Origin of the sequence: Pseudoxanthomonas gei, assembly GCF_010119615.1 — a bacterium.
Taxonomy (GTDB): domain Bacteria; phylum Pseudomonadota; class Gammaproteobacteria; order Xanthomonadales; family Xanthomonadaceae; genus Pseudoxanthomonas_A; species Pseudoxanthomonas_A gei.
The window spans coordinates 395,137-414,869 of sequence record NZ_QOVG01000002.1 but is presented as its reverse complement, the minus strand read 5'-3'; the positions used below and the strand labels follow the sequence as shown (position 1 = coordinate 414,869).

Genomic DNA, 19,733 nt, shown 5'->3' with positions numbered 1-19,733 from the left:
GGCGTCATCGAAGGCCTGCGCAACGGCTTTCCAGTCAGGCGGCACGCAGTCCGGAGCGGTAATTTTCCAGATGCTGGTCGCTGCTGCCACAGCGCAATTCAAACGCCAGCAGGCGCTTGAAATAATGGCTGACATCCAGCTCGTCGGTCATGCCCATGCCGCCGTGCAACTGCACCGACTGCTGGCCGATGAATCGCGCGGCCTGGCCCATCAGCGCCTTGGCCGCGGACAGCGCCTGGCCACGTGCCTGCGCATCGGGATTGAGGCATTGCGATGCGGCCAGGTAGGACATGGAGCGGGCCTGCTCCAGGTGCATGAACATGTCGGCCATGCGGTGCTGCAGAGCCTGGAAGCTGCCGATCGGCGCGCCGAACTGCACCCGCGCGCGGCTGTAGGCGATGGTGGCGGCGAGGATGCGGTCCATGGCGCCGAACGCTTCTGCACACAGCGCCGCCAGTGCGTAGTCGAGTACCGCCGGCAATGTCTCATGTGCATCGCCACCGAGCCGCGCTTCGGCACCCAGCATCACCTGGTCGAACGCCACGTCCGCCGCAGCCTGCCCGTCCACGGTGGTGAACGCGCTGAGCTGCATTCCCGTGGCATCGGACGGCACCATGAACACCCCCAGTTCGCTGCCCACTTTCGCCGACACCAGCAAAACGTTGGCGGCGGACGCATGGTAGACGGCGCACTTCCTGCCCTGCAGTTCCCAACCATCGCCTCGGGCAACCGCGGTCATCTCGACGTTCATTGCGTCAAAGCGGGTACCCGCTTCGTCATGGGCCAGTACCGCGATCGACTCGCCACTGGCCAATGCCGGCAGCAGTGCAGCGCGCTGTGCCGACGAAGCCAGCGTCCCGATGGCGTGCGTGGCGACCACTGCGCTGGACCAGAATGGCTCCAGCAGCAGGCCTTCACCGATGGCATTGCCGACCAGCATGGTTCCCAGCGGCCCGGCACCGATGCCGCCCTGTTCTTCAGGGATGTTGATGGCCAGCAAGCCCAGGTCGGCCAGTTGCGCCCACACCTCGCGCGACCATCCGTCCGCCGAGCCCAGCACCTGGTTGCGCTGTTCGAAGCTGTAGCGCCCGGCGATGAAGCGGCGCGTGGTGTCCAGCAGCATCTGCTGTTCGTCATTGAAGGCAAAGTCCATGGCCAGCTCCTGATGCGTGTGACTAAAGCCCGAGGATCATGTGGGCGATGATGTTGCGCTGGATCTCGTTGGATCCGCCGAAGATGCTGAGCTTGCGCAGGTTGAGATAGGCCGCCGTGGCGCGCGAGGCGTCATGGCCATGCTCGAAGCGCAGCGCATCGGCGTCCAGCAGTTCCACCTGAAGTTCGGAGATGCGCTGGGCGATCTCGGTGCCGCGGATCTTCAGCATCGAGGCTTCCGGTCCTGGCGCCTGCTTGGCCGCTTCGGCGAAGATCACCCGCATGTTGGTGATCTCCAGGGCGGTCAACTCGATTTCCACCTGCGCGACCTTGTTGCCGAACACCGGATCCTGCAGCAGGCTGCGGCCCTCCTTGAGCACCGCGGCGGCATCCTGCTTGAGCCGAAGCAGCTCGCGCCTGGATGCACCGATGCCGGCGATGTTGGTGCGTTCGTGGCCGAGCAGGAACTTGGCATAGGTCCAGCCCTGGTTTTCCTCACCGATGCGATTGGCGACGGGCACACGCACCTCATCGAAACGGATCTCGTTGACTTCGAAGGTGCCGTCGAGCAACCGCGTCGGCCGCACGCTGATGCCCGGCGATTTCATGTCCACCAGCAGGAAGGAAATGCCCTTCTGCGGCTTGGCTTCCGGGTCGGTGCGCACCAGACAGAAGATCCAGTCGGCGAACTGGCCCAGGGTGTTCCAGACCTTGTGGCCGTCGAGCACGTACTCGTCGCCGTCGCGCCGTGCCTTCATCTTCAACGAGGCCAGGTCCGAACCCGAGCCGGTTTCCGAATAGCCCTGGCACCACCAGTCCTCGGCCGCCAGGATGCGCGGCAGGAACCGCTGCTGCTGTTCGGCGCTGCCGTAACGCATGATCACCGGCGCGACCATCTTGATGCCGAAGGCCAGTTGCGCAGGCGCGTCGGCCATCGCGCATTCGTTCTCGAAGAGGTACTGGCGGGTCTTGCTCCAGCCGGTGCCGCCGAACTCCAGTGGCCATCCCGGGGCACCCCAGCCCTTGGCGTGCAGGATCTTCTGCCAGCGCACGATGTCCTGCTTGATCTGGCTGGCATCGTCGCGGCTCATGCGCTCGCGGATGTCGGCAGGCAGTTCACGGGCGAGGAACTGCCGGACCTCGTCGCGGAACGCCTGTTCTTCCTGGTTGAAATCGAGATCCATGCGGGCTCCGGGGCTGAATTTAGCGGTTCGATGAAATGGGCAGGCGCGGGTTTCTGTCTTGCGATCCAGCCCTGTGCGACGTCCTGGGCCAAGTGGAGACCGACCGTTGTGTCCGATTGCAATGCAGCGCCGCACTCATGGGTTGAATGTCCTGCCGGCCTCTGCCAGTTGCAGCAGCAGCGGTGCCGGTTCCCACGCCGCGCCCTCATGGCCTTTGCCATAGCGGCGCATCGCGGCCACCACTTTGTCCAAGCCGACTGTATCGGCGTAAAACATGGGGCCGCCACGCCAGACCGGGAAGCCGTACCCGGCCAGGTAGACGATGTCGATGTCCGAGGCCTTGGATGCGATGTCCTCTTGCAGGAGCTGCGCGCCTTCGTTCACCAGTGCGTAGACCAGCCGCTCGACAATTTCCCCGTCGCTGATCGCACGGCGCACCAGGCCGATATCGGTGGAATGCCTTTCGATCAACTCGTTGACCAACTGCGATGGATGCGCGGTGCGATCACCAGGCCTGTAGTCGTACCAGCCCGCGCCGGTCTTCTGGCCGTAGCGGCCCAGTTCGCAGAGCAGGTCGGCGGTCTTCGAATAGGTCATGTGCGGCTTTTCCACGTAACGCCGCTTGCGGATCGCCCAACCGATGTCGTTGCCGGCCAGGTCGCCCATGCGGAACGGGCCCATGGCGAAGCCGAAGGCTTCCATGGCCCGGTCGATCTGCTGCGGCAGCGCGCCTTCGTCGAGCAGGAAGCCTGCCTGCCTGCTGTACTGCTCGATCATGCGGTTGCCGATGAAGCCATCGCACACGCCGGACACCACGGCGGTCTTGCCGATCTTCTTCGACAGCGCCATCACGGTCGCCAGCACGTCCTTTGCCGTGGCCTTGCCGCGCACCACTTCCAGCAGCTTCATCACATTGGCCGGGCTGAAGAAATGCAGGCCCAGCACGTCCTGCGGACGCCCGGTGAACGCGGCGATGCGATCCACATCCAGGGTGGAGGTATTGCTGGCCAGGATGGCGCCTGGCCTGGCAACCGCATCGAGCTGGCTGAACACAGATTCCTTGACGCTGTATTCCTCGAACACCGCCTCGACGATCAGGTCGGCGTGCTTCAGGTCTGCATACTCGAGCGTCGGCGTCAGCAGGCCCATGCGCTGCTCCACCTGTTCGGCGGTCAACTTGCCCTTCTTCGCGCTGCCCTCGTAGTTCCTGCGGATGGTGGCCAGGCCACGATCCAGCGCGTCCTGGCTGGTTTCCAGCAAGGTCACCGGAATCCCGGCGTTGAGGAAGTTCATGCTGATGCCCGCGCCCATGGTGCCGGCGCCGACCACGCCGACCTGCTTGACCTCGCGCACCGCCACATCCGCACCGACATCGGCAATCTTGCCCGCTGCGCGCTCGGAGAAGAAGGCATGACGCAGTGCCTTCGACTCGGGGGTCTGGATCAGATCGGCGAAAGCCGCCCGTTCGGTCTCGATGCCCTGGTCGAAGGGCAGGTTCACCGCAGCCTCGATTGCATCCAGGCATCTGAGTGGCGCCGGATAGTGGGCCGATGCCGCCGCGACCGCCGTGCGCGCCGATGCAAGGAATACGGCCGCTTCGGGGTGCTCGACCGTCCAGTCGCGCACCTTGTGCAGTTCGCCGGACGCGGCGGCTTCCTTGGCCACTTCGATGGCTGCCTGCACGACGTCGGTATCCACTACGCGATCGAACAACCGGCTTTGTGCCAGCTTGCCTGCAGCGACGGGTGCGCCGGAGATGATCATGTTCACCGCGGTCTCCAGCCCGACCGCGCGCGGCAGACGCTGGGTGCCCCCGGCACCCGGCAGCAGGCCGAGTTTCACTTCCGGCAGCCCGATCTGCGCGCGGCTACCGGCAACGCGGTGATGCATGCCCAGCGCCAGTTCCAGGCCACCGCCCAGCGCCAGCCCCTCGATCGCGGCGACCACCGGCTTGCTGCTGTTCTCGAATGCGGCAATCACGGTGGGAAGGGTGGGCTCCATGCCGGATTCGGGCCGGTTTAATTCGCGAATGTCGGCGCCCCCGGAAAACGCACGCGCACCGCCGGTGACCACGATGGCTTCTACCGAGGCATCTGCAAGCGCATGCGCCAGTGCTTCGACCAGGCCGCGGCGCGTCGCCAGGCCCAGTCCATTCACCGGCGGGTTCTGCAGGGTGACGATGGCGACGCCGTCGCGGGTTTCATGACTGACTGACATGTGCAGTTCCTGTGGCAGGTGCAAACGGGATTGGACGAACGGGAAGTAGCGAACGGGATTGCATGGGTGACTGCAGAAGGACGAAAGTGGTCATGCCGCCAGCCGCACGCAGCCGTCGCGCAGCTCCGGCACCACCTCCAGCACGTCGAGCCGGGCGGCGCAATCGACTTCATGCTGCAGACCCTGCGCCAGCATCATTTGCCCCACCCTGGATGCGCCCAGGGCGGTGCGGGCGGCGCAGCCGTGGTAGAGCAACAGCGCCGCTTGCGCCGCATCGGTGAACTCGTAGTTGCCGCGGCGCTCGAAGTGGGCGACCAGGTGGCCGGCGCCGTAGAAATCCTCCAGGTTGAAGCGCTCCATCGATCCGGAACACACGATCAGCACCTGCGCGTCGGGGTGCAGGAGCGTGACGCGTGCCACCAGGGCGGCGCCGTTCAAAAGTGCGCCCACATAGACGAAGGCTGCATTGGAACTGTTGGCCAGGGCCGCCGTGCCATTGGTGGTCGCGTACACCACAGTGGCACCACGCAGGCCGCAGGCCGCCAATGCCAGCGGCGTGGGCGGGGCGAAGCCCGGCAGGGTGGCGGCCAGGAACTCGCCGGCAAGCATCGGCTGGTCGAGGTTTGCAGCGATGCGGTGGGCCTCGGCGGCATCGCGCGCCGGCCAGAGGGACACGATTCCCTGCGCAAACGCGTGGACGATGGTGGAGGTCCCGAACAGCACGTCCAGGACGATCACGACCTTGCCCTCAAGGCGCGCGGAATCGACTTCTTCCTTCTTCAGCAGCACGTGCAGCTTCGGCATCAGAAACCATCCCTATAGTTCCGCACATTGGAACTTGTGCAATGTCGCCCAACCATCGTACTTGCACTGCCACGCACGCAACAAGCTCATATTTCGGGCTTGCCAGACCTGATGGTGCGACCTAGGATGAAAGCTAGCTATCAGAATCAGGTTCCGGATAATGGAACTTCCAGTTTGCGGCAGATGGGAGTGATGATGGATTTTTCCTACAGCGCCAAAGTCGACGACCTGCGCACGCGGCTGCAGCGCTTCTTCGACGAATCCATTTCGCCGGCAGAGCCGCGGTACCTGGAGGAGCTTGGACGCAACCATGCAGCCGGCACTCCCTGGCTGCCGCTCCAGGTCGTCGAACAGCTGAAGCCGAAGGCGCGCGCGCTTGGACTGTGGAACCTGTTCCTGCCCAGGTCCGAACGCGCGCCCCAAGGCCTGTCCAACCTGGAGTACGCCCCGCTGTGCGAAATCATGGGGCGGGTGATGTGGGCGCCAGAGGTGTTCAATTGCTCGGCACCCGACACCGGCAACATGGAAACCATCGAGCGCTACGGCAGCGAAGCGCAAAAACAGCAATGGCTGGAACCGCTGCTGGCGGGCGACATCCGCTCGGCCTTCCTGATGACCGAACCGGCAGTCGCTTCTTCGGATGCCACCAGCATCCAGTGCTCGATGCGCCGCGAGGGCGACGAGTACGTGATCAACGGGCGCAAATGGTTTGCCTCCGGCGCCGGTGATCCGCGCTGCGCGCTCTACATCGTGATGGGCAAGACCGATCCGGCCGCCGCAACCCACCAGCAGCAATCGATGCTGCTGGTGCCCGCCAATACCCCGGGCATTGAGGTGATAAGGCACCTGCCGGTATTCGGCTACGACGACGCACCGCATGGACACATGGAAATCGCGCTGCACGAGGTGCGCGTGCCTGCCGCCAACCTGTTGCTGGGCGAAGGCCGGGGTTTTGAAATCGCGCAGGGGCGGCTGGGGCCGGGACGCATCCATCACTGCATGCGCTCCATAGGCGTGGCCGAGCGTGCGCTGGAACTGATGTGCCAGCGCCTGCAATCGCGCGTGGCGTTCGGCAAGCGGGTAGCCGACCAGTCGGTGTGGCACGAACGCATCGCCGAGTCGCGCTGCATGATCGAGCAGGCGCGCCTGCTGACGCTCAAGGCGGCCTACATGATGGACACGGTAGGCAACAAGGGCGCGCGCGCGGAGATCGCGATGATCAAGGTGGTCGCGCCCAACATCGCCTGCCGGATCATCGACTGGTCCATCCAGGCCCACGGAGGCGCGGGCGTCACCGCGGATTTCCCGCTGGCGGCCATGTATGCAGGCGTGCGCACGCTGCGCATCGCCGATGGTCCTGACGAAGTGCATCGCGGCACCATCGCGCGGCTGGAACTGGCCAGGCACGCAGTGCAGGCGCCCGCCTGAGCCTTACCGGCCGACCCAGGCACGCGCCTGGGCAGCGCCACTGATACGGAACACACCATGGGCAACCCGAAACGCAGCCTCGAAACCTTCAACCATCCCATCGACGCATCGCATCCGCTGTTCGTCACCTCGGTCTCGCGCGCGTTTTCGATCCTGCGCTGCTTCGAGCAGGGAGCGCAGTACCTGGGCAACCAGGACATTTCTCGAGAGACCGGCCTTCCCAAGGCCACGGTGTCGCGTTTCACCTTCACCCTGGCGGCGCTGGGCTATCTCAACTACTCGGCCGCCCAGGAAAAATATTCCTTGGGCACGGCGGTGCTGTCGCTGGGCCATGCCTTCATGAAGGGCAATGACGTCGTGGCGATCGCGCGGCCGTTGATGCGCGAACTGGCCGACTACACCCAATCGGCGGTGATGCTGGCCACCGGCGATCGCGACCGCGACCGCATGGTGCTGATGGAGGTGTGCCAGGGCGACCCGACCTTCCAGATGAACCTGGCCGCAGGCGCGCGCGTGCCGCACGGCTCAACCGCGTTGGGCCGCGCCGACCTGGCCACCCGGCCGATCGACGTGTTCGAAAATCACCTCAGGCGCCTGGAACAGGAATGCGAGCCGGGCTACTGGCCCAAGCTGCGCGACGGCATCGTCAAGGCGCGCAAGGATTACGAGCACTACGGATTCTGCTTCTCGATGGGCGACTGGAACCCGGAGGTGTTCGCCATCGGCGTGCCGATGGTGTCGGCCGACGGCAGCCGCGTGCTGGCCTTCAACTGCAGCGGACGCGTGTCGGTGATGACCCGGGAAAAGCTCGTCAACGATTTCGGGCCACGCCTGGTGGCGCTGCGCGACAAGGTCCATGCCATGACCGAAGGCAAGTTCTGAACCCGGAATCGCGATTACGCAACATCAACGAACTGTCGGAGCCGTCATGAAAGCCATCGTCTGTGAAGCCTGGGGAACTCCCTCGTCGCTGCAACTGCGTGACCTGCCCTCGCCCGTGCCCGGACCCAAGCAGGTACTGGTGCGAACTCGCGTCGCCGCGGTCAATTTTCCCGATGCGTTGATGGTGGCGGGCAAGTACCAGTTCAAGCCGGAATTTCCCTTCTCCCCGGGCGGCGAGCTGTCGGGCGAGATCATTGCCGTCGGCAGCGAGGTAAAAGGCCTGCAGGTGGGCGATCTTGTCGTCGGCATCACTTCCCATGGTGCCTATGCGCAGGAAGTCGTGGTCGATGCAGCCAATACGATTCCGCTGCCCGCCAACATCAGCGATGAGGACCTGGAACTGGCCGGCAGCTTCGTGCTGACTTACGGCACTTCGCTGCATGCGTTGAAGGATCGCGCCCAGGCGCAGCCCGGCGAAACCTTGCTGGTGCTGGGCGCCGGCGGTGGCGTGGGACTGGCCGCGGTGGAGATCGGCAAACTGCTCGGCATGCGCGTGATTGCCGCCGCTTCATCGGCCGCGAAGCTGGCGGCGGCGCGTGCGGCGGGTGCCGACGAGACAATCGACTATGCCAGCGAGGATCTGCGCGAACGGATCAAGGCAATCACCGAAGGCCGCGGCGTCGACGTGGTCTACGACCCGGTCGGCGGCGATCTTGCCGAGCCTGCATTCCGCAGCGTGGGCTGGCGCGGGCGTTACCTGGTGGTGGGCTTTGCCGCTGGCGAGATCCCGAAGATTCCGGCCAACCTGCTGCTGCTGAAGGGCAGCGCGCTGGTCGGGGTGTTCTGGGGCGATTTCGTGCGGCGCGAGCCGGCCCTGAACGCGGAGAACATGGCGCTGCTGTTCACCTGGTTGCGAGAACGCAGCATCCATCCGCTGATTTCAAAGCGCTACCCGTTGTCCCAGGCATCGCAAGCGCTTGATGCCCTGCTGGCAAGGCAGGCCATTGGAAAGCTCGTCCTGCTTCCGCAGCAGGTCGAGTAGGCCCCGGCAATCCTCGTCGCTGGCCGGAGCCTGGAAACGCCAGCCTTGCCTGAAACCTGATCGGACTTTTTCCATGAAACGCCTGCCGCGGCTGTCGGCCTTACAGCCATTCGATCAGGAACTTCCGTTCGATGGCCGTCCCGGGCTCCAGGGTCGCAGGCGCCAGGTTGAAGGCATCGGGAGAGCCGCTCTGTGGTTCGATGCAGGTCGCGGCGGCAGTGGCATCGTAGACGACCCAGTGCTGGCAATCGGAGCTCAGGCGCAATTGCTGTCCTGAAAGCTCGAGCAACACCGGGTCGTGGTTGATGAAGCAATCGTCCCAGGGTCCGGGGAGCGGTTCCTGCAACGGCAGGGTCGCAATGCCCTGCTCATCGCGCGGGAACATATGCGCTGGCGAGAACGACATGCGATCGGGCTTGCGGAACCAGGGATGCCAGCCAATGACGGCAGGCATGGGCAAGCGCCCTGCCCGCACCGACAAGGTCATCTCCAGCCGGTCTGCGGTCACGGCCAGGCGCTGTTGTGCGCTTCCACCGAAAGGCCAGGACTCATCCTGCGGCAGGCTCAGCGCCAGTTCGACAAATGCGGCTTCCTGTCTGGTCACACTCCAGGGCATTGCGAAGCCGACACCGTGGATGGCGTGGGAGCCCAGGTTGCGCAGGAGTTGATACGACCGGCCCTGGAAGCCGAAGCGGCCTTCGCGAATGCGCCCGGCCCACGGAACCATCGGGAAGCTTCCCCAGGCGATGACGGCCGCGGTGGATTCGCCATGGCCGACCAGATGATCCACGCCCTGGCGGCGGATCTGCGCAATGCGCCCGCCTGCCTGAGGTGCGATGGCCACAACCAGCGACCCACGACGGATCTCGATGAGCGGCCCGGTGTCGAGCGGGGCCATTGCATCCGTAGCGGGTGCCGGCCTGGACTCAGCCGCCATAGGGATCGATGGTCCGGATCCTGCCCTGGTCGTCGTAGTGGAGCTCCGTCACTTTGACCGAGCGCAGATGGGCCGCCCCGCCGGACAGAAGTGAGTCGTGATAGAACAGGTACCAGCGACCCTGGAATTCACAGATGGAGTGGTGCGTCGTCCAGCCGACCACCGGCTGCAGCACCACGCCTTGGTACACGAATGGCCCGTAAGGATTGTCGCCAATGGCATAACACAGCAGGTGGGTATTGCCAGTCGAATAGGACAGGTAATAGCGGCCCTGATGCTTGTGCATCCACGGACCTTCGAAGTACCGCCGCGCGTGGTCGTCGGCGCGCAGCGGTTGCCCGCTTTCGTCGACGATACTGACTTCACGAGGCGCTTCGGCGAACTGCTTCATGTCCGCACCCAGTTGCGCGACGCGCGGCCCGAGCGCGGGCTCTCCGTCGGTGGGCTCGAGGTGCGAGGGGTCATGCAGGTTGTCACGGTACTTCTGCAGCTGCCCGCCCCAGATGCCACCGAAATAAAGGTAGCAGCTGCCATCGTCGTCAACGAAGGCGGCCGGGTCTATCGAGTAGCTACCTTCGATGGGCAGTGGTTCCGGCACGAACGGGCCTTCGGGATCATCGCCCACGGCGACTCCGATCTGGAAAATGCCGTCCGCGCGCTTGGCAGGGAAGTAGAAGTAGTAGCGGCCATCGCGCTGCGCGATGTCAGGCGCCCACATCTGCCGTTCGGCCCAGGGCACATCCCTGATATGCAGGGCAACGCCGCAATCGACCGCTTGGCCCTCGGGTGAATCCATGCGCAAGACATGGTAGTCCTGCATGCCGAAGTGATCGCCTTCATCGTTGAAGGCAATGCCGGCATCGATGTCATGCGATGGATAGATATAGACCTTTCCCCCGAACACATGGGCCGAGGGGTCGGCAGTATAGATATGGCAGACCAGTGGTTGCGAGATGGCTTTCTCGGCCAGGGCCTTGAGCTGGGCACGGGAGAATTCATCGGACATGGGTTGCCTCCATCACGGAAAGCCGTCGGCAAATCACGCGGCGGCCTGCGCCCGGCGCGCGCCAAGCTCCTGCTCTATGCGCGATTCCATGGTCTTGTCTATTTCGTACAGAAACAGCAGGGCCACGCAGACCAGGAAGGGTATCGAGCAGTACACGCTGATCGCCAGCTTGATGCCATGCACCGCCTCGGGTGACTGCGCGGCCAGGTCAGGGCTGTAGCCGTAATACGCCAGGATGCCGGCCACCAGCGACCCGCCAATGCTCAATCCGATCTTCAATCCGCACAGCACCGCCGAAAAGGTGATCGCAGTGGCGCGGCGGTTGTTCTTCCACTCCGACCAGTCGGCTACGTCGGCGACCATCGCCCACAGCAACGGGATGGTGATGCCGTAGAAGAAACCATGCAGGATGTAGGTCACGACCACCAGGCCGATGGAAGACGGCGAATAGAACCAGAACGCCAGCAGGCACAGGGTGGAGACGAACAGAGCGGCGCCGAACACGTCGCGCTTGCCGAAGCGGTCGGCGAGCCGCTTGGAGAAGCCGATGCCGATGATCATGAAGATGATGCCGCCGGCATTGAACAGGCTGAAGGCCGAAGTCGGCGGGTCCTTCGGCCATTGGAACCCGCTCAACCCGACGCCGGTCAGTGCCGCGTTCAGTCCGGCGATGAAGCGGTTGAAACCGACGTTCTCAAGAAACTGCGCCAGTTGCCCCGCATCAAGGTAGTACTTGAAGTAGTAGACGTACATGCCGCCTTTCAGGGCAAGGTTGATGAACACCAGGATGGTCAGCGCCAGGATCAACAGCCAGGGCTTGTTGCGGGTGAGGTCGGTCAGGTCCTCGCGGATGCTGGACTTCTGCCCGGCCGCGGGAACGATGCGCTCGCGGGTGGTGAAAAAGGTGATCAGAAAGAACACCGTGCCCACCACCGCGAACAGCGCCATGGTGTTGTGGAAACCCTGCACCTTGTCGCCGCCGCCCAGGATCAGCACCAGCGGCAGCAGCAGCACCTGGATGACGAACTGCGCGACCATCACCGCCACGAAGCGATATGAGGACAGGCTGTTGCGCTGGGCCATGTTGCCGGTCAGCACGCCGCTCAGCGCCGAATACGGCAGGTTATTGGCGGCGTAGACCATGACCAGCAGGGTGTAGGTGGCCATTGCGTACAAGACCTTGCCCTGTGGGCCCAGGTCGGGCGTGCTGAAGGCCAGCAGCGAAAGCACGCCGAAGGGGATTGCGGTCCACAGGATCCACGGCCGGAACTTGCCCCAGCGCGTGCGGGTACGATCGGCGATCAGGCCGACCACTGGGGTGAAGACGAATGCGCCGAGCAGTCCACCGGTAAAAATTATCTTGGCCGCGGTGCTGGCCGGTATCCGGTATACGTCGGTGTAGAAGAAGGCGAGGAAGGTGATGAAGGTCTGGAAGATCAGGTTGGCCGCCAGGTCGCCCAGGCTGTAGCCGATCTTTTCCCTGGCCGACAGGGTTTCAGCAACTGTATTCATGGGCACCGGTTCATTCCTGCAAGGAGGTTCAACCGGGCCGCTGGGCCTGGCGCGCTATGGATGCCCGCACGGTGTGGGAGCACCGATGCGGGCCTTGAAAACCTGGGAGATGGAACATCGCCTACCCTGCGCAACTGCAGGCCGAGGCCAACACTCGTGGACAGGATCCTGGCTGCTTCTGCCCTCACCGGCAACACTCCCTTCAGCTGACTTCGTCCGCGTGTCCGGTCCCCGCCAAGCGACTGTACTTGCACACGATATTGCCCCGATACTGCGCATCCCGGAGAAAATGTTAGCGCTATCATTGCGGGGCTGCACGCTGCGCAGCAACATGGATCTAGGACGGTTCCAAGGCAATGCCAGCGCGTGTTACGCCGTTACGAAACGAAGGGAAATATTTTGCCGCCAACCCAAGCGTCCGATGACAGCGAGTGCCATAGAGCCTTACAGGGGCCAGGTGTCGAAGCGCATCGCGCCGCGAACCCACTCTCCTTGCCTGCAACCGACACACTGACGGGAAACCCGACATGAAAAAAAAACAGATCCTGACCAGCACGGTGGCCGCGCTGTTGTTTGCCACCCACGTCTATGGCGCGCCGCTGGCTGACGGTAATGGCAAATTCCTGGGCAGCGCCTACAGCGCGGAGCAGGTACACGGGTTCGCCGACTACTGGAACAAGGTCACGCCGGAAAACGGCGGCAAGTGGGGAAATGTTGAAGTGCGGCGCGACATCATGGACTGGAGCGCACTGGACCAGGCCTATGAGTTCGCGCAACACCATGCCATGCCGTTCCAGATGCATGTCATGGTCTGGGGCAACCAGCAGCCGGAGTGGATCGAGCAGCTACCCCCGCAGGAGCAGCGCGAAGAGATCGAGGAGTGGTTCGCTGCCGTTGCGGCGCGCTACCCGGAACTGGATTTCGTCGAAGTGGTCAACGAACCGCTGCATGATCCTCCTGCCAAGGACGATGAGGGCGGCGGACACTACCTGGAAGCGCTGGGCGGGAACGGCGCCAGTGGCTGGGAGTGGGTGCTCGAGTCCTTCCGCCTGGCGCGCAAGCATTTCCCGCACGCAAGGCTGATGATCAACGATTACAGCATCACCAACAGCGATGCCGATACAACGCGGTACCTGGGCATCATCGAATTGCTGATGAAGGAGAAACTGGTGGATGCAATAGGCGTGCAGGGCCATGCCTTCGCCACCACCACCGAGACTCCGATGTCGACGCACCGCGCCAACCTTGATCGCCTGGCCTCGAGCGGCCTGCCGATTTACGTAACCGAGCTGGACGTCGACGGTCCCACCGACGAAGCGCAGCTGCGGGATTACCAGCGGATCTTCCCCGTTTTCTGGGAACATCCGGGTGTGCATGGCATCACCTTGTGGGGTTTCCGGCCGGGCCTCTGGCGCATGAAGCAGGGCGCCAACCTGGTGCGCGAAGACGGCAGCGAGCGCCCCGCGCTGCGGTGGCTGCGGAAATACATCGCCGGGCAGACAGACAACCTGCATGGCGGCAGCGACCAGCCCAACCCCGTGCGCTGAAGCGACGCCTTGCTCATCGCCGGAGGTCTTATTGTCCGCGGTTCACAGGTCTTGAGGCGCTCGCTGCAGGATTGGCCAAGGGGTGACCTGCTACTTTCCGGATCGCATGTTTAAGCCAGTCATTTACCGGACGCGATGCGGGCATGCGGCCCGATGACGGCACCTATGAATCCACCTGCCATATCGGTGCTGAGCACCGTCCCGTCCTGGTGCTGGCTCAACCACTGCCAACCGTGCCCGGCGTCGAAGCCGAATGAGTAGTCGCCTTCGTTTCCCTCGACCTTGAACTTCAAGGAATCCATCGCGGGCAGGCCCCGGGTCGCCACGACCTGCCTGCCCTCGCGACTGCTCTTTTCCAGGAACAGTTCCAACCCTGTCCCCTTGCGCCGCACACCCAGGAAATACCAGTTGGCTTCGTTCTGGAACGCGGCCATGCCGGCCTCGATGCCCGCTTCGGCCGGTACCTGCAAGGCGACGCTGGCATTGAAGCTTGTGTGCTGTTGTCGACGGGCCAGGAATGCGGGATTGCGCAGGGTGTCCAGCGTTTCAGCCAAGGGCCGGATCGCGAGTTGTCCGGGGTGGCCGGCCAGGTCGGCCCATTGCAACTTGGGCACGCGCACGAACATCCATTCCTTTCCCAGCGCCAGCGTGTCGAATTCATCGCGCCAAATGAAGTTACCCGTGGCGGGTGCCTGCGCTGCCGCATGCGCCATGAAGCCAGGACCACGCCCAAGGTAGGGAATTTCCAGGCCTGGCTCGAGGATCATCGGCCAGCCATCCCTCCATTCCACAGGCAAGAGGAAGGTCTCGCGGCCGGTGTTGTAGTGCACCTCCCCATAGTTGCGGCTGGCCAGGAAGGTGGCCCACCAGCGGCCATCCAGTCCTTCCACCAGGTCGGCATGGCCCGCGTTGGTGATGGGATGGACACGGTCAGTGGGCAGGTCGCGCTGGGTCAGGATGGGATTCTTTTCATACGGCTGGTACGGTCCCCATACCGCGCGGCTGCGCAGGATTACCTGCGAATGCTGCGGACCGGTGCCGCCCTCGGCACAGTTGAGGTAATACCAGCCATCGCGCTTGAAGATATGCGGGCCTTCGATCCAGATCGGGTTCGTCGACGGATCGACGCCGCCATCGATCAACACCTTGCGCGGACCGAACGGCTGCTTCCTGGCAAGGTCGAATTCCTGCATCCAGATCGCGCGGTGGCCGTCGTAGCGCGGCGCGCCGACCGGTGCATCGTTGTTGAGCAGGTAGGTGCGCCCGTCGTCGTCGAAGAACAGCGACGGGTCGATCCCGCCGATGGTCGGCAGCCAGATGGGACCGGACCAGGGACCGGCCGGGTCGACGGCGGTAGCCAGGAAGTTTCCGCCACTGTCGACGGCGGTGTTGACCACGTAGAAGATGCCGTCGTGATAGTCGATGGAGGGCGCGAACACACCGCGCGACATGCCCAGCCCATCGAAGTCGAGTTGCGATGGGCGATCGATGACGTTGCCGATCTGCTTCCAGTGCACCAGGTCCCCGCTCTCGAACACGGGGATGCCTGGAAAGAACGCGAAGCTGGAGGTGACCAGGTAAAAGCGGTCGCCGGCCCGGGTGATGCTGGGGTCGGGATGGAACCCGGCCAGTATGGGATTGCGATAACTGCCTTGCGGAAGCGGCGCCTCGAATACCGCATCGTGGCCCTGGTATTCGAACCAGTCGAACAGCACCGACTCCTGCGCAAGCACGGGCGACGCGAGCATCGCCGGGAACAGCAGCAACAACACGGTGATCATCCGCGTTATCGCGATTTCCCGCTTCTCGGCGAACCAGCACGGAGGGTAGGTAGGGGCGCTCATGGAATCTCCATTTCGAATGGGCCTGCCGGCAGCCCGCTGCTGTCGAACAGGGTGACAACCGGATTGTCGGCCCAGCCATAGCGGACGCGGGTGGCAGGCTGTTCCAACGGTCCGTGCAATACCACTTCCTGGCCACGAATACGGGCAGTGGCATAGCGACAACTGCCCGGCGCGGCCCCGCAAAGCTCGAAGCCCACCGGCGTGTCCGCGCCGTAGGCCAGCAGCGGCTCGCTTGCTTCTGCAAAGCGGACGATGACTGTGTCGTCCTCGCGTCTTGCGGACACGGGCACCGGCCCGGAAGCCGCCAAGGGCTGCCCGTACACGAGCGCGCGCGCCGCGCGTGCCAGGCGACGGCCGAGTTCCTGCTTGTTCGGTGGGTGGATGTCGTAACGGTCGCCAATGTCCAGCGCAACCACCAGCGCCGCATGTGGATCCTCGTAGGCAAACTGCCGCTGCGCCTCGCGCAATCCCGCCCAGCCACTTTCACGTGGATGCGTGGGCGGCATGCCGTAGCCCGCAAGCTGCACGACCAAAAACGGCAGTGCCGCGCCGAATCGTGTTCGCCAATCGCGGCTGAGGGTCTTCAGCAACGCCTGGTAGCTGCCGGACTCGCCGGTGTTGGACTCGCCCTGGTACCAGAGCACGCCGCGCAAGCCGTAGGGGCCGATAGGCGCGATCATGCCGTTGTACAGGCTGGCCAGGCCGCCTGCGGTCTGCCAGGGCGCGCTGGGCGGCGCGCCGTCGCCGGGCGCCGCACGGTACCTCCATCCCTGCAGAAGCACACTGGTGCCATCGCCGAAACTCAGCCGGTAGGCGGAGGCAGGCGCATTCATGCCGCCATCGCGATAGGTATCCAGCACGTTCACCACCACGCTGTTGTCGCCTACGCGCAGCAATCCTGGTGGAAGCACGTATCGACGGCCCGAGCCGGGGTCATAGGCGCTACCCACGCCGCGGCCGTTGACCCAGGTCATGTCGGTCTCGTCGATAGCGCCAAGCTCGAGCGTGGCTTGCTGTGCAGCCTGGGCTGCGCTGAGCCGCACGGTCGTGCGATACCAGACCATGCCGTTGTAGTCGGCCAGCGCCGGCTCGCCCCAATACTCCCATGCGCCCAGCGCAGCCGGCGCTTTTCGCCACTGGCCGACCGGCGCCTGGGACGGGTTCCATGGCTTGTCAACCGCGGCCACTCCTGCGCGCTGTTGCCACCAGCGCTGCCAGATTTCACCCCAACGTCGGGCGCCATCGGCCGGGTCGCGGGCATAAAGCGCCAACGCGTCCAGTCCGTCATCGTGTCGACCTTCCGCGCGCAATGCTGCTGTACTCATCCAGGCTTCGATGCGTGAACCACCCCACGCCGCACTGACCAGCCCCATCGGCACCGCCACCTTCTTCTGCAGTTCCCGCGCGAAATAAAAACAGGCCGCCGAAAAATCACGCAGCGTGCCGGGGCTTACGGTCTGCCAGTGCACTGCGGTCTGGAACGTATCAAGTTCAACCACGCTGGCCGCCTGCGGCACGGTCAACAGCCGCAGGGTGGGAGCCGCTGCACCGGCGATCTCCGAATCCGCGTCCAGCGATCGCCTTACCGGCAGCTCCATGTTCGATTGGCCGGAACACAGCCAGACGTCACCGACCAGGACATCCTCGAGACTCTGGGTACGCTGGCCAGACCTGACCGTCAGGCGATGCGGTCCGCCCGCCGGCAATGCAGGCAGCGACACCTGCCATCGGCCCTCGCCGTCGGCGCGCGCGCGGCCGCGGCTGCCAGCCAGCGCAACCCGCACATCCTGCCCCGGCGTGGCGCTGCCCCATACGCGGATTGGCTGGCCGCGCTGCAGCACCGCGTGATCCTGGAACATGGCGTGCAGCAGCGGTAACTCGGCCGGCACCGCCGCGTGAGCTTGCGCCATGCCCACCCATGGCAGCGAAACCGCGAGCGCACTGAAGAACAGGTGCCGATAAAGCGTGTTGAAGACGGAGGCAGCGATCATCGCCCATCTCCTGGTGCGTCCGGAAACTCCAGGGCCTTGTAATAGGCGAGCGAATGGGCGGGCGGCGCATAACCGGCAGGCAGCTTGCGTTGCGAGAAGGTCTGGAAATAGGCAATGCTGGCATCACGCCACCACTGCGCTTCGCGCTCCTGGATGACAAGTAGCGCGGTCACCTGCGCTTGTCGCTCGCTGTCCACGTAAGGCGCCAGGCCCTCCCAGGTGCCACGCATCGTCCGCACATAGTCCACGCCACGTGTGTAGCGGTGCACCAGCTCGTCCCACAGGATCCGTCCCGACCGGGTCCTGTAATCCCAGTCGACATGGTGGAACCACAGCAGGTAATCCTCGGGCACGCGCCGGAGGTCGTCGAACTGGCGGGCCACCGCCGGAAAATACTGCGCGACCGCATTGCTGCCGTGGCGGGAACGGTCGAAACCTATTCCGTGTTTGTCGGCGCGATGGTAGTAAACCGAGGTCCAGTCGGCGCGTGGCCCGCCTGCAAGCCACGGCGCCGGCCCATAGTGATGGCCGCGCCCCATCAGGTGATGCAGGCCCAGCGGCGTCATGTAATCCACCGCCGACTGCCGCGAACCCATCATCATTTCCACCACGGGCACGACGAAGCGATCGTCGTTGCAGAAGGTCATCTTCACCCAGTCCGTGGCGATGTCGCGCGCGGACAGACCCGGATCCCAGGCCAAGCGGCCAAACGCGTACCAGTTGGCCTGGTCGAAATGCGAGCCGCTCCAGTTGCGGTCGGTACCGATATTGGCGACGCCGGCCATGCCGCTCAATGCGTGTCCATGCAGTGATCCGTCGATCACCCTGGCCACGGTGGACCCCTTGCCGCGTGCCATGGTTTCGGCCCGCAGGGCTTCCTCGTACAGCGGCCCCAGGTACACCAGGTGCGTGGCGAAACCCAGGTATTCCTTGGTGATCTGGAATTCCATCACCATGGCGTTGCAGGCATCGCGCCGAACAAGGGATGGAACGGCTCGCGCGGCTGGAAGTCGACCGGTCCATTCTTGACCTGCACCAGCACGTTGTCGCGGAACTTGCCGTCCAGCGGGACGAATTCGTCGTAAGCCTGTCTGGCGCGGTCATCGGGCTGCTCATGGGAATAGACGAAGGCCCGCCACATCACCGTGCCACCATGCGGCGCCAGTGCGTCGGCAAGCAGGTTCGCCCCATCGGCGTGCGACCGGCGGTAGTCCTGGGGCCCGGGCTGCCCTTCCGAGTTGGCCTTGACCAGGAAGCCGCCAAAGTCGGGAATGGCCCGATAGATTTCATCGGCCTTCGCTCGCCACCAGGCCTGCACTGCAGGATCCAGTGGGTCCGCCGTGGCCAGGCCGCCGATCTCCATCGGCGCGCTGAAGCGCGCGCTGAGGAACACACGGATCCCATAAGGGCGCAAAACGCCCGCCACCGCAGCCGCCTTGGCCACGTAGGCTGCACTCAGGCTCAATGCGCTGGCGTTTACGTTGTTGAGTACCGTGCCATTGATACCCAGCGAGGCATTGGCGCGCGCGTACTCGATATAGCGTGGCGCCAGGTAACCGGGCAGCGTGTCCCAGTCCCAGATCGAGGACCCTGCATAGCCGCGCTCCACGTAACCATCCAGGTTGTCCCAGTGATCGAGCAACCTCAATTTCAGCCGGGGCGATTCACGCAGTTCCAGGTGCGCCAGTGATTGACCGGTTTGCAGCAACCGCAGCAGATGGAAAACGCCATGAAGCGTGCCTATGTCTTCGTTTGCCGCGATCACTGTGGTTTTGCGGCCATCGACGAGCAGGCTGCGAATCAGGTAACCCTCGCCACCCAGGTCGTCAAGGTCCAGCCCAAGGCGCGCTAGAACTGGGGACGAACGCGGCGTGCCGATGATGATGGCGCCATCGCTGCTTATTCCAGCGACGCCGGGCGGTGCTTTCCCCAGCAAGCCCTCGAGGCCACGTTGCAATTCCGCCCGGGCTGCGGCCTGCATCGGCGTGTCCTGGGCGGCGATGAGTTGCGTGGCCTGGGATCGATAGATCTTCGCAACCGCGGCAGCCAACGGTCGATAGCGCAGCCAGAGTTCATGACCGTCTTCTGCATGTGCGCGCGGCGTGGCGAACATGGCCATGAACAGCCAGGCCAGCAGCACGAACAGCCTGGAGAAGCGATCGGGGCTGGGGTCGGACAATAGGCCAG

At 64.3% G+C, this 19,733-nt stretch carries 13 protein-coding genes and 1 pseudogene; 4 read left to right on the top strand and 10 right to left on the bottom strand.

What is annotated here, in order from left to right; translation table 11 throughout:
* Window positions 1-34 precede the first annotated feature (34 nt).
* The 4 genes from DT603_RS04750 to DT603_RS04735 all read right to left on the bottom strand — a co-directional run bounded on the left by DT603_RS04750 (window position 35) and on the right by DT603_RS04735 (window position 5,357).
* Window positions 35-1,153: an acyl-CoA dehydrogenase family protein gene (locus tag DT603_RS04750; RefSeq protein ID WP_162348693.1), complete on the bottom strand. Its 1,119-nt coding sequence runs from the start codon at window positions 1,151-1,153 to the stop codon at window positions 35-37.
* A gap of 22 nt (window positions 1,154-1,175) precedes the next feature.
* Window positions 1,176-2,336: an acyl-CoA dehydrogenase family protein gene (locus tag DT603_RS04745; RefSeq protein ID WP_162348692.1), complete on the bottom strand. Its 1,161-nt coding sequence runs from the start codon at window positions 2,334-2,336 to the stop codon at window positions 1,176-1,178.
* A gap of 135 nt (window positions 2,337-2,471) precedes the next feature.
* Window positions 2,472-4,553 carry a 3-hydroxyacyl-CoA dehydrogenase NAD-binding domain-containing protein gene (locus DT603_RS04740; RefSeq protein ID WP_162348691.1) on the bottom strand — a complete coding sequence of 694 codons (2,082 nt, stop codon included), beginning with the start codon at window positions 4,551-4,553 and terminating at the stop codon, window positions 2,472-2,474.
* A gap of 90 nt (window positions 4,554-4,643) precedes the next feature.
* Window positions 4,644-5,357 carry a 2-phosphosulfolactate phosphatase gene (locus DT603_RS04735; protein WP_162348690.1) on the bottom strand — a complete coding sequence of 238 codons (714 nt, stop codon included), beginning with the start codon at window positions 5,355-5,357 and terminating at the stop codon, window positions 4,644-4,646.
* 195 nt (window positions 5,358-5,552) lie between these two features.
* Between DT603_RS04735 and DT603_RS04730 the strand changes: the two genes are divergently transcribed.
* The 3 genes from DT603_RS04730 to DT603_RS04720 are packed head-to-tail and all read left to right on the top strand — an operon-like array spanning window position 5,553 to window position 8,709.
* Window positions 5,553-6,785, top strand: a complete 1,233-nt coding sequence (locus DT603_RS04730) for an acyl-CoA dehydrogenase family protein (RefSeq protein ID WP_162348689.1) — start codon at window positions 5,553-5,555, stop codon at window positions 6,783-6,785.
* 57 nt (window positions 6,786-6,842) lie between these two features.
* Window positions 6,843-7,667 (top strand): IclR family transcriptional regulator, encoded by an 825-nt coding sequence (locus DT603_RS04725; RefSeq protein ID WP_162348688.1) that lies wholly within the window; start codon window positions 6,843-6,845, stop codon window positions 7,665-7,667.
* A gap of 46 nt (window positions 7,668-7,713) precedes the next feature.
* Window positions 7,714-8,709 carry an NADPH:quinone oxidoreductase family protein gene (locus DT603_RS04720; protein ID WP_162348687.1) on the top strand — a complete coding sequence of 332 codons (996 nt, stop codon included), beginning with the start codon at window positions 7,714-7,716 and terminating at the stop codon, window positions 8,707-8,709.
* Between the two features lie 100 nt (window positions 8,710-8,809).
* Here DT603_RS04720 and DT603_RS04715 read toward each other — a convergent pair whose 3' ends face one another.
* From DT603_RS04715 to DT603_RS04705, 3 genes are read right to left on the bottom strand one after another with little or no spacing between them, the layout of a single operon-like run.
* Window positions 8,810-9,607, bottom strand: coding sequence for an aldose 1-epimerase (locus DT603_RS04715; protein WP_246191559.1), 798 nt, complete (start codon window positions 9,605-9,607; stop codon window positions 8,810-8,812).
* A 28-nt stretch (window positions 9,608-9,635) separates the two neighbouring features.
* Window positions 9,636-10,652, bottom strand: coding sequence for a glycoside hydrolase family 43 protein (locus tag DT603_RS04710; protein ID WP_162348685.1), 1,017 nt, complete (start codon window positions 10,650-10,652; stop codon window positions 9,636-9,638).
* Window positions 10,653-10,685: 33 nt separating this feature from the next.
* Window positions 10,686-12,164: an MFS transporter gene (locus DT603_RS04705; RefSeq protein ID WP_162348684.1), complete on the bottom strand. Its 1,479-nt coding sequence runs from the start codon at window positions 12,162-12,164 to the stop codon at window positions 10,686-10,688.
* A gap of 527 nt (window positions 12,165-12,691) precedes the next feature.
* Between DT603_RS04705 and DT603_RS04700 the strand changes: the two genes are divergently transcribed.
* On the top strand, window positions 12,692-13,711 hold the full coding sequence (locus DT603_RS04700) for an endo-1,4-beta-xylanase (protein ID WP_162348683.1): 1,020 nt from the start codon (window positions 12,692-12,694) through the stop codon (window positions 13,709-13,711).
* 119 nt (window positions 13,712-13,830) lie between these two features.
* On the opposite strand, the gene DT603_RS04695 is transcribed toward DT603_RS04700, so the two are convergent.
* The 3 genes and pseudogenes from DT603_RS04695 to DT603_RS04685 all read right to left on the bottom strand — a co-directional run bounded on the left by DT603_RS04695 (window position 13,831) and on the right by DT603_RS04685 (window position 19,665).
* The gene (locus DT603_RS04695; protein ID WP_425500933.1) at window positions 13,831-15,555 is read right to left on the bottom strand and encodes a glycoside hydrolase family 43 protein; all 1,725 of its coding nucleotides are present in this window, start codon (window positions 15,553-15,555) and stop codon (window positions 13,831-13,833) included.
* Window positions 15,552-17,546 carry a sialate O-acetylesterase gene (locus DT603_RS04690; RefSeq protein ID WP_246191558.1) on the bottom strand — a complete coding sequence of 665 codons (1,995 nt, stop codon included), beginning with the start codon at window positions 17,544-17,546 and terminating at the stop codon, window positions 15,552-15,554. The genes DT603_RS04695 and DT603_RS04690 overlap by 4 nt, the downstream gene beginning before the upstream one ends.
* Window positions 17,543-19,665 (bottom strand): annotated as a pseudogene (locus DT603_RS04685) (alpha-glucuronidase family glycosyl hydrolase). The gene DT603_RS04690 and the pseudogene DT603_RS04685 overlap by 4 nt, the downstream one beginning before the upstream one ends.
* Window positions 19,666-19,733: the final 68 nt, after the last annotated feature.

Coding starts and splice junctions, on each gene's coding strand:
- DT603_RS04750 (WP_162348693.1), bottom strand. CDS start 1,153: ATGGACTTTGCCTTCAATGACGAACAGCAGATGCTGCTGGACACCACG.
- DT603_RS04745 (WP_162348692.1), bottom strand. CDS start 2,336: ATGGATCTCGATTTCAACCAGGAAGAACAGGCGTTCCGCGACGAGGTC.
- DT603_RS04740 (WP_162348691.1), bottom strand. CDS start 4,553: ATGTCAGTCAGTCATGAAACCCGCGACGGCGTCGCCATCGTCACCCTG.
- DT603_RS04735 (WP_162348690.1), bottom strand. CDS start 5,357: ATGCCGAAGCTGCACGTGCTGCTGAAGAAGGAAGAAGTCGATTCCGCG.
- DT603_RS04730 (WP_162348689.1), top strand. CDS start 5,553: ATGGATTTTTCCTACAGCGCCAAAGTCGACGACCTGCGCACGCGGCTG.
- DT603_RS04725 (WP_162348688.1), top strand. CDS start 6,843: ATGGGCAACCCGAAACGCAGCCTCGAAACCTTCAACCATCCCATCGAC.
- DT603_RS04720 (WP_162348687.1), top strand. CDS start 7,714: ATGAAAGCCATCGTCTGTGAAGCCTGGGGAACTCCCTCGTCGCTGCAA.
- DT603_RS04715 (WP_246191559.1), bottom strand. CDS start 9,607: ATGGCCCCGCTCGACACCGGGCCGCTCATCGAGATCCGTCGTGGGTCG.
- DT603_RS04710 (WP_162348685.1), bottom strand. CDS start 10,652: ATGTCCGATGAATTCTCCCGTGCCCAGCTCAAGGCCCTGGCCGAGAAA.
- DT603_RS04705 (WP_162348684.1), bottom strand. CDS start 12,164: ATGAATACAGTTGCTGAAACCCTGTCGGCCAGGGAAAAGATCGGCTAC.
- DT603_RS04700 (WP_162348683.1), top strand. CDS start 12,692: ATGAAAAAAAAACAGATCCTGACCAGCACGGTGGCCGCGCTGTTGTTT.
- DT603_RS04695 (WP_425500933.1), bottom strand. CDS start 15,555: ATGAGCGCCCCTACCTACCCTCCGTGCTGGTTCGCCGAGAAGCGGGAA.
- DT603_RS04690 (WP_246191558.1), bottom strand. CDS start 17,546: ATGATCGCTGCCTCCGTCTTCAACACGCTTTATCGGCACCTGTTCTTC.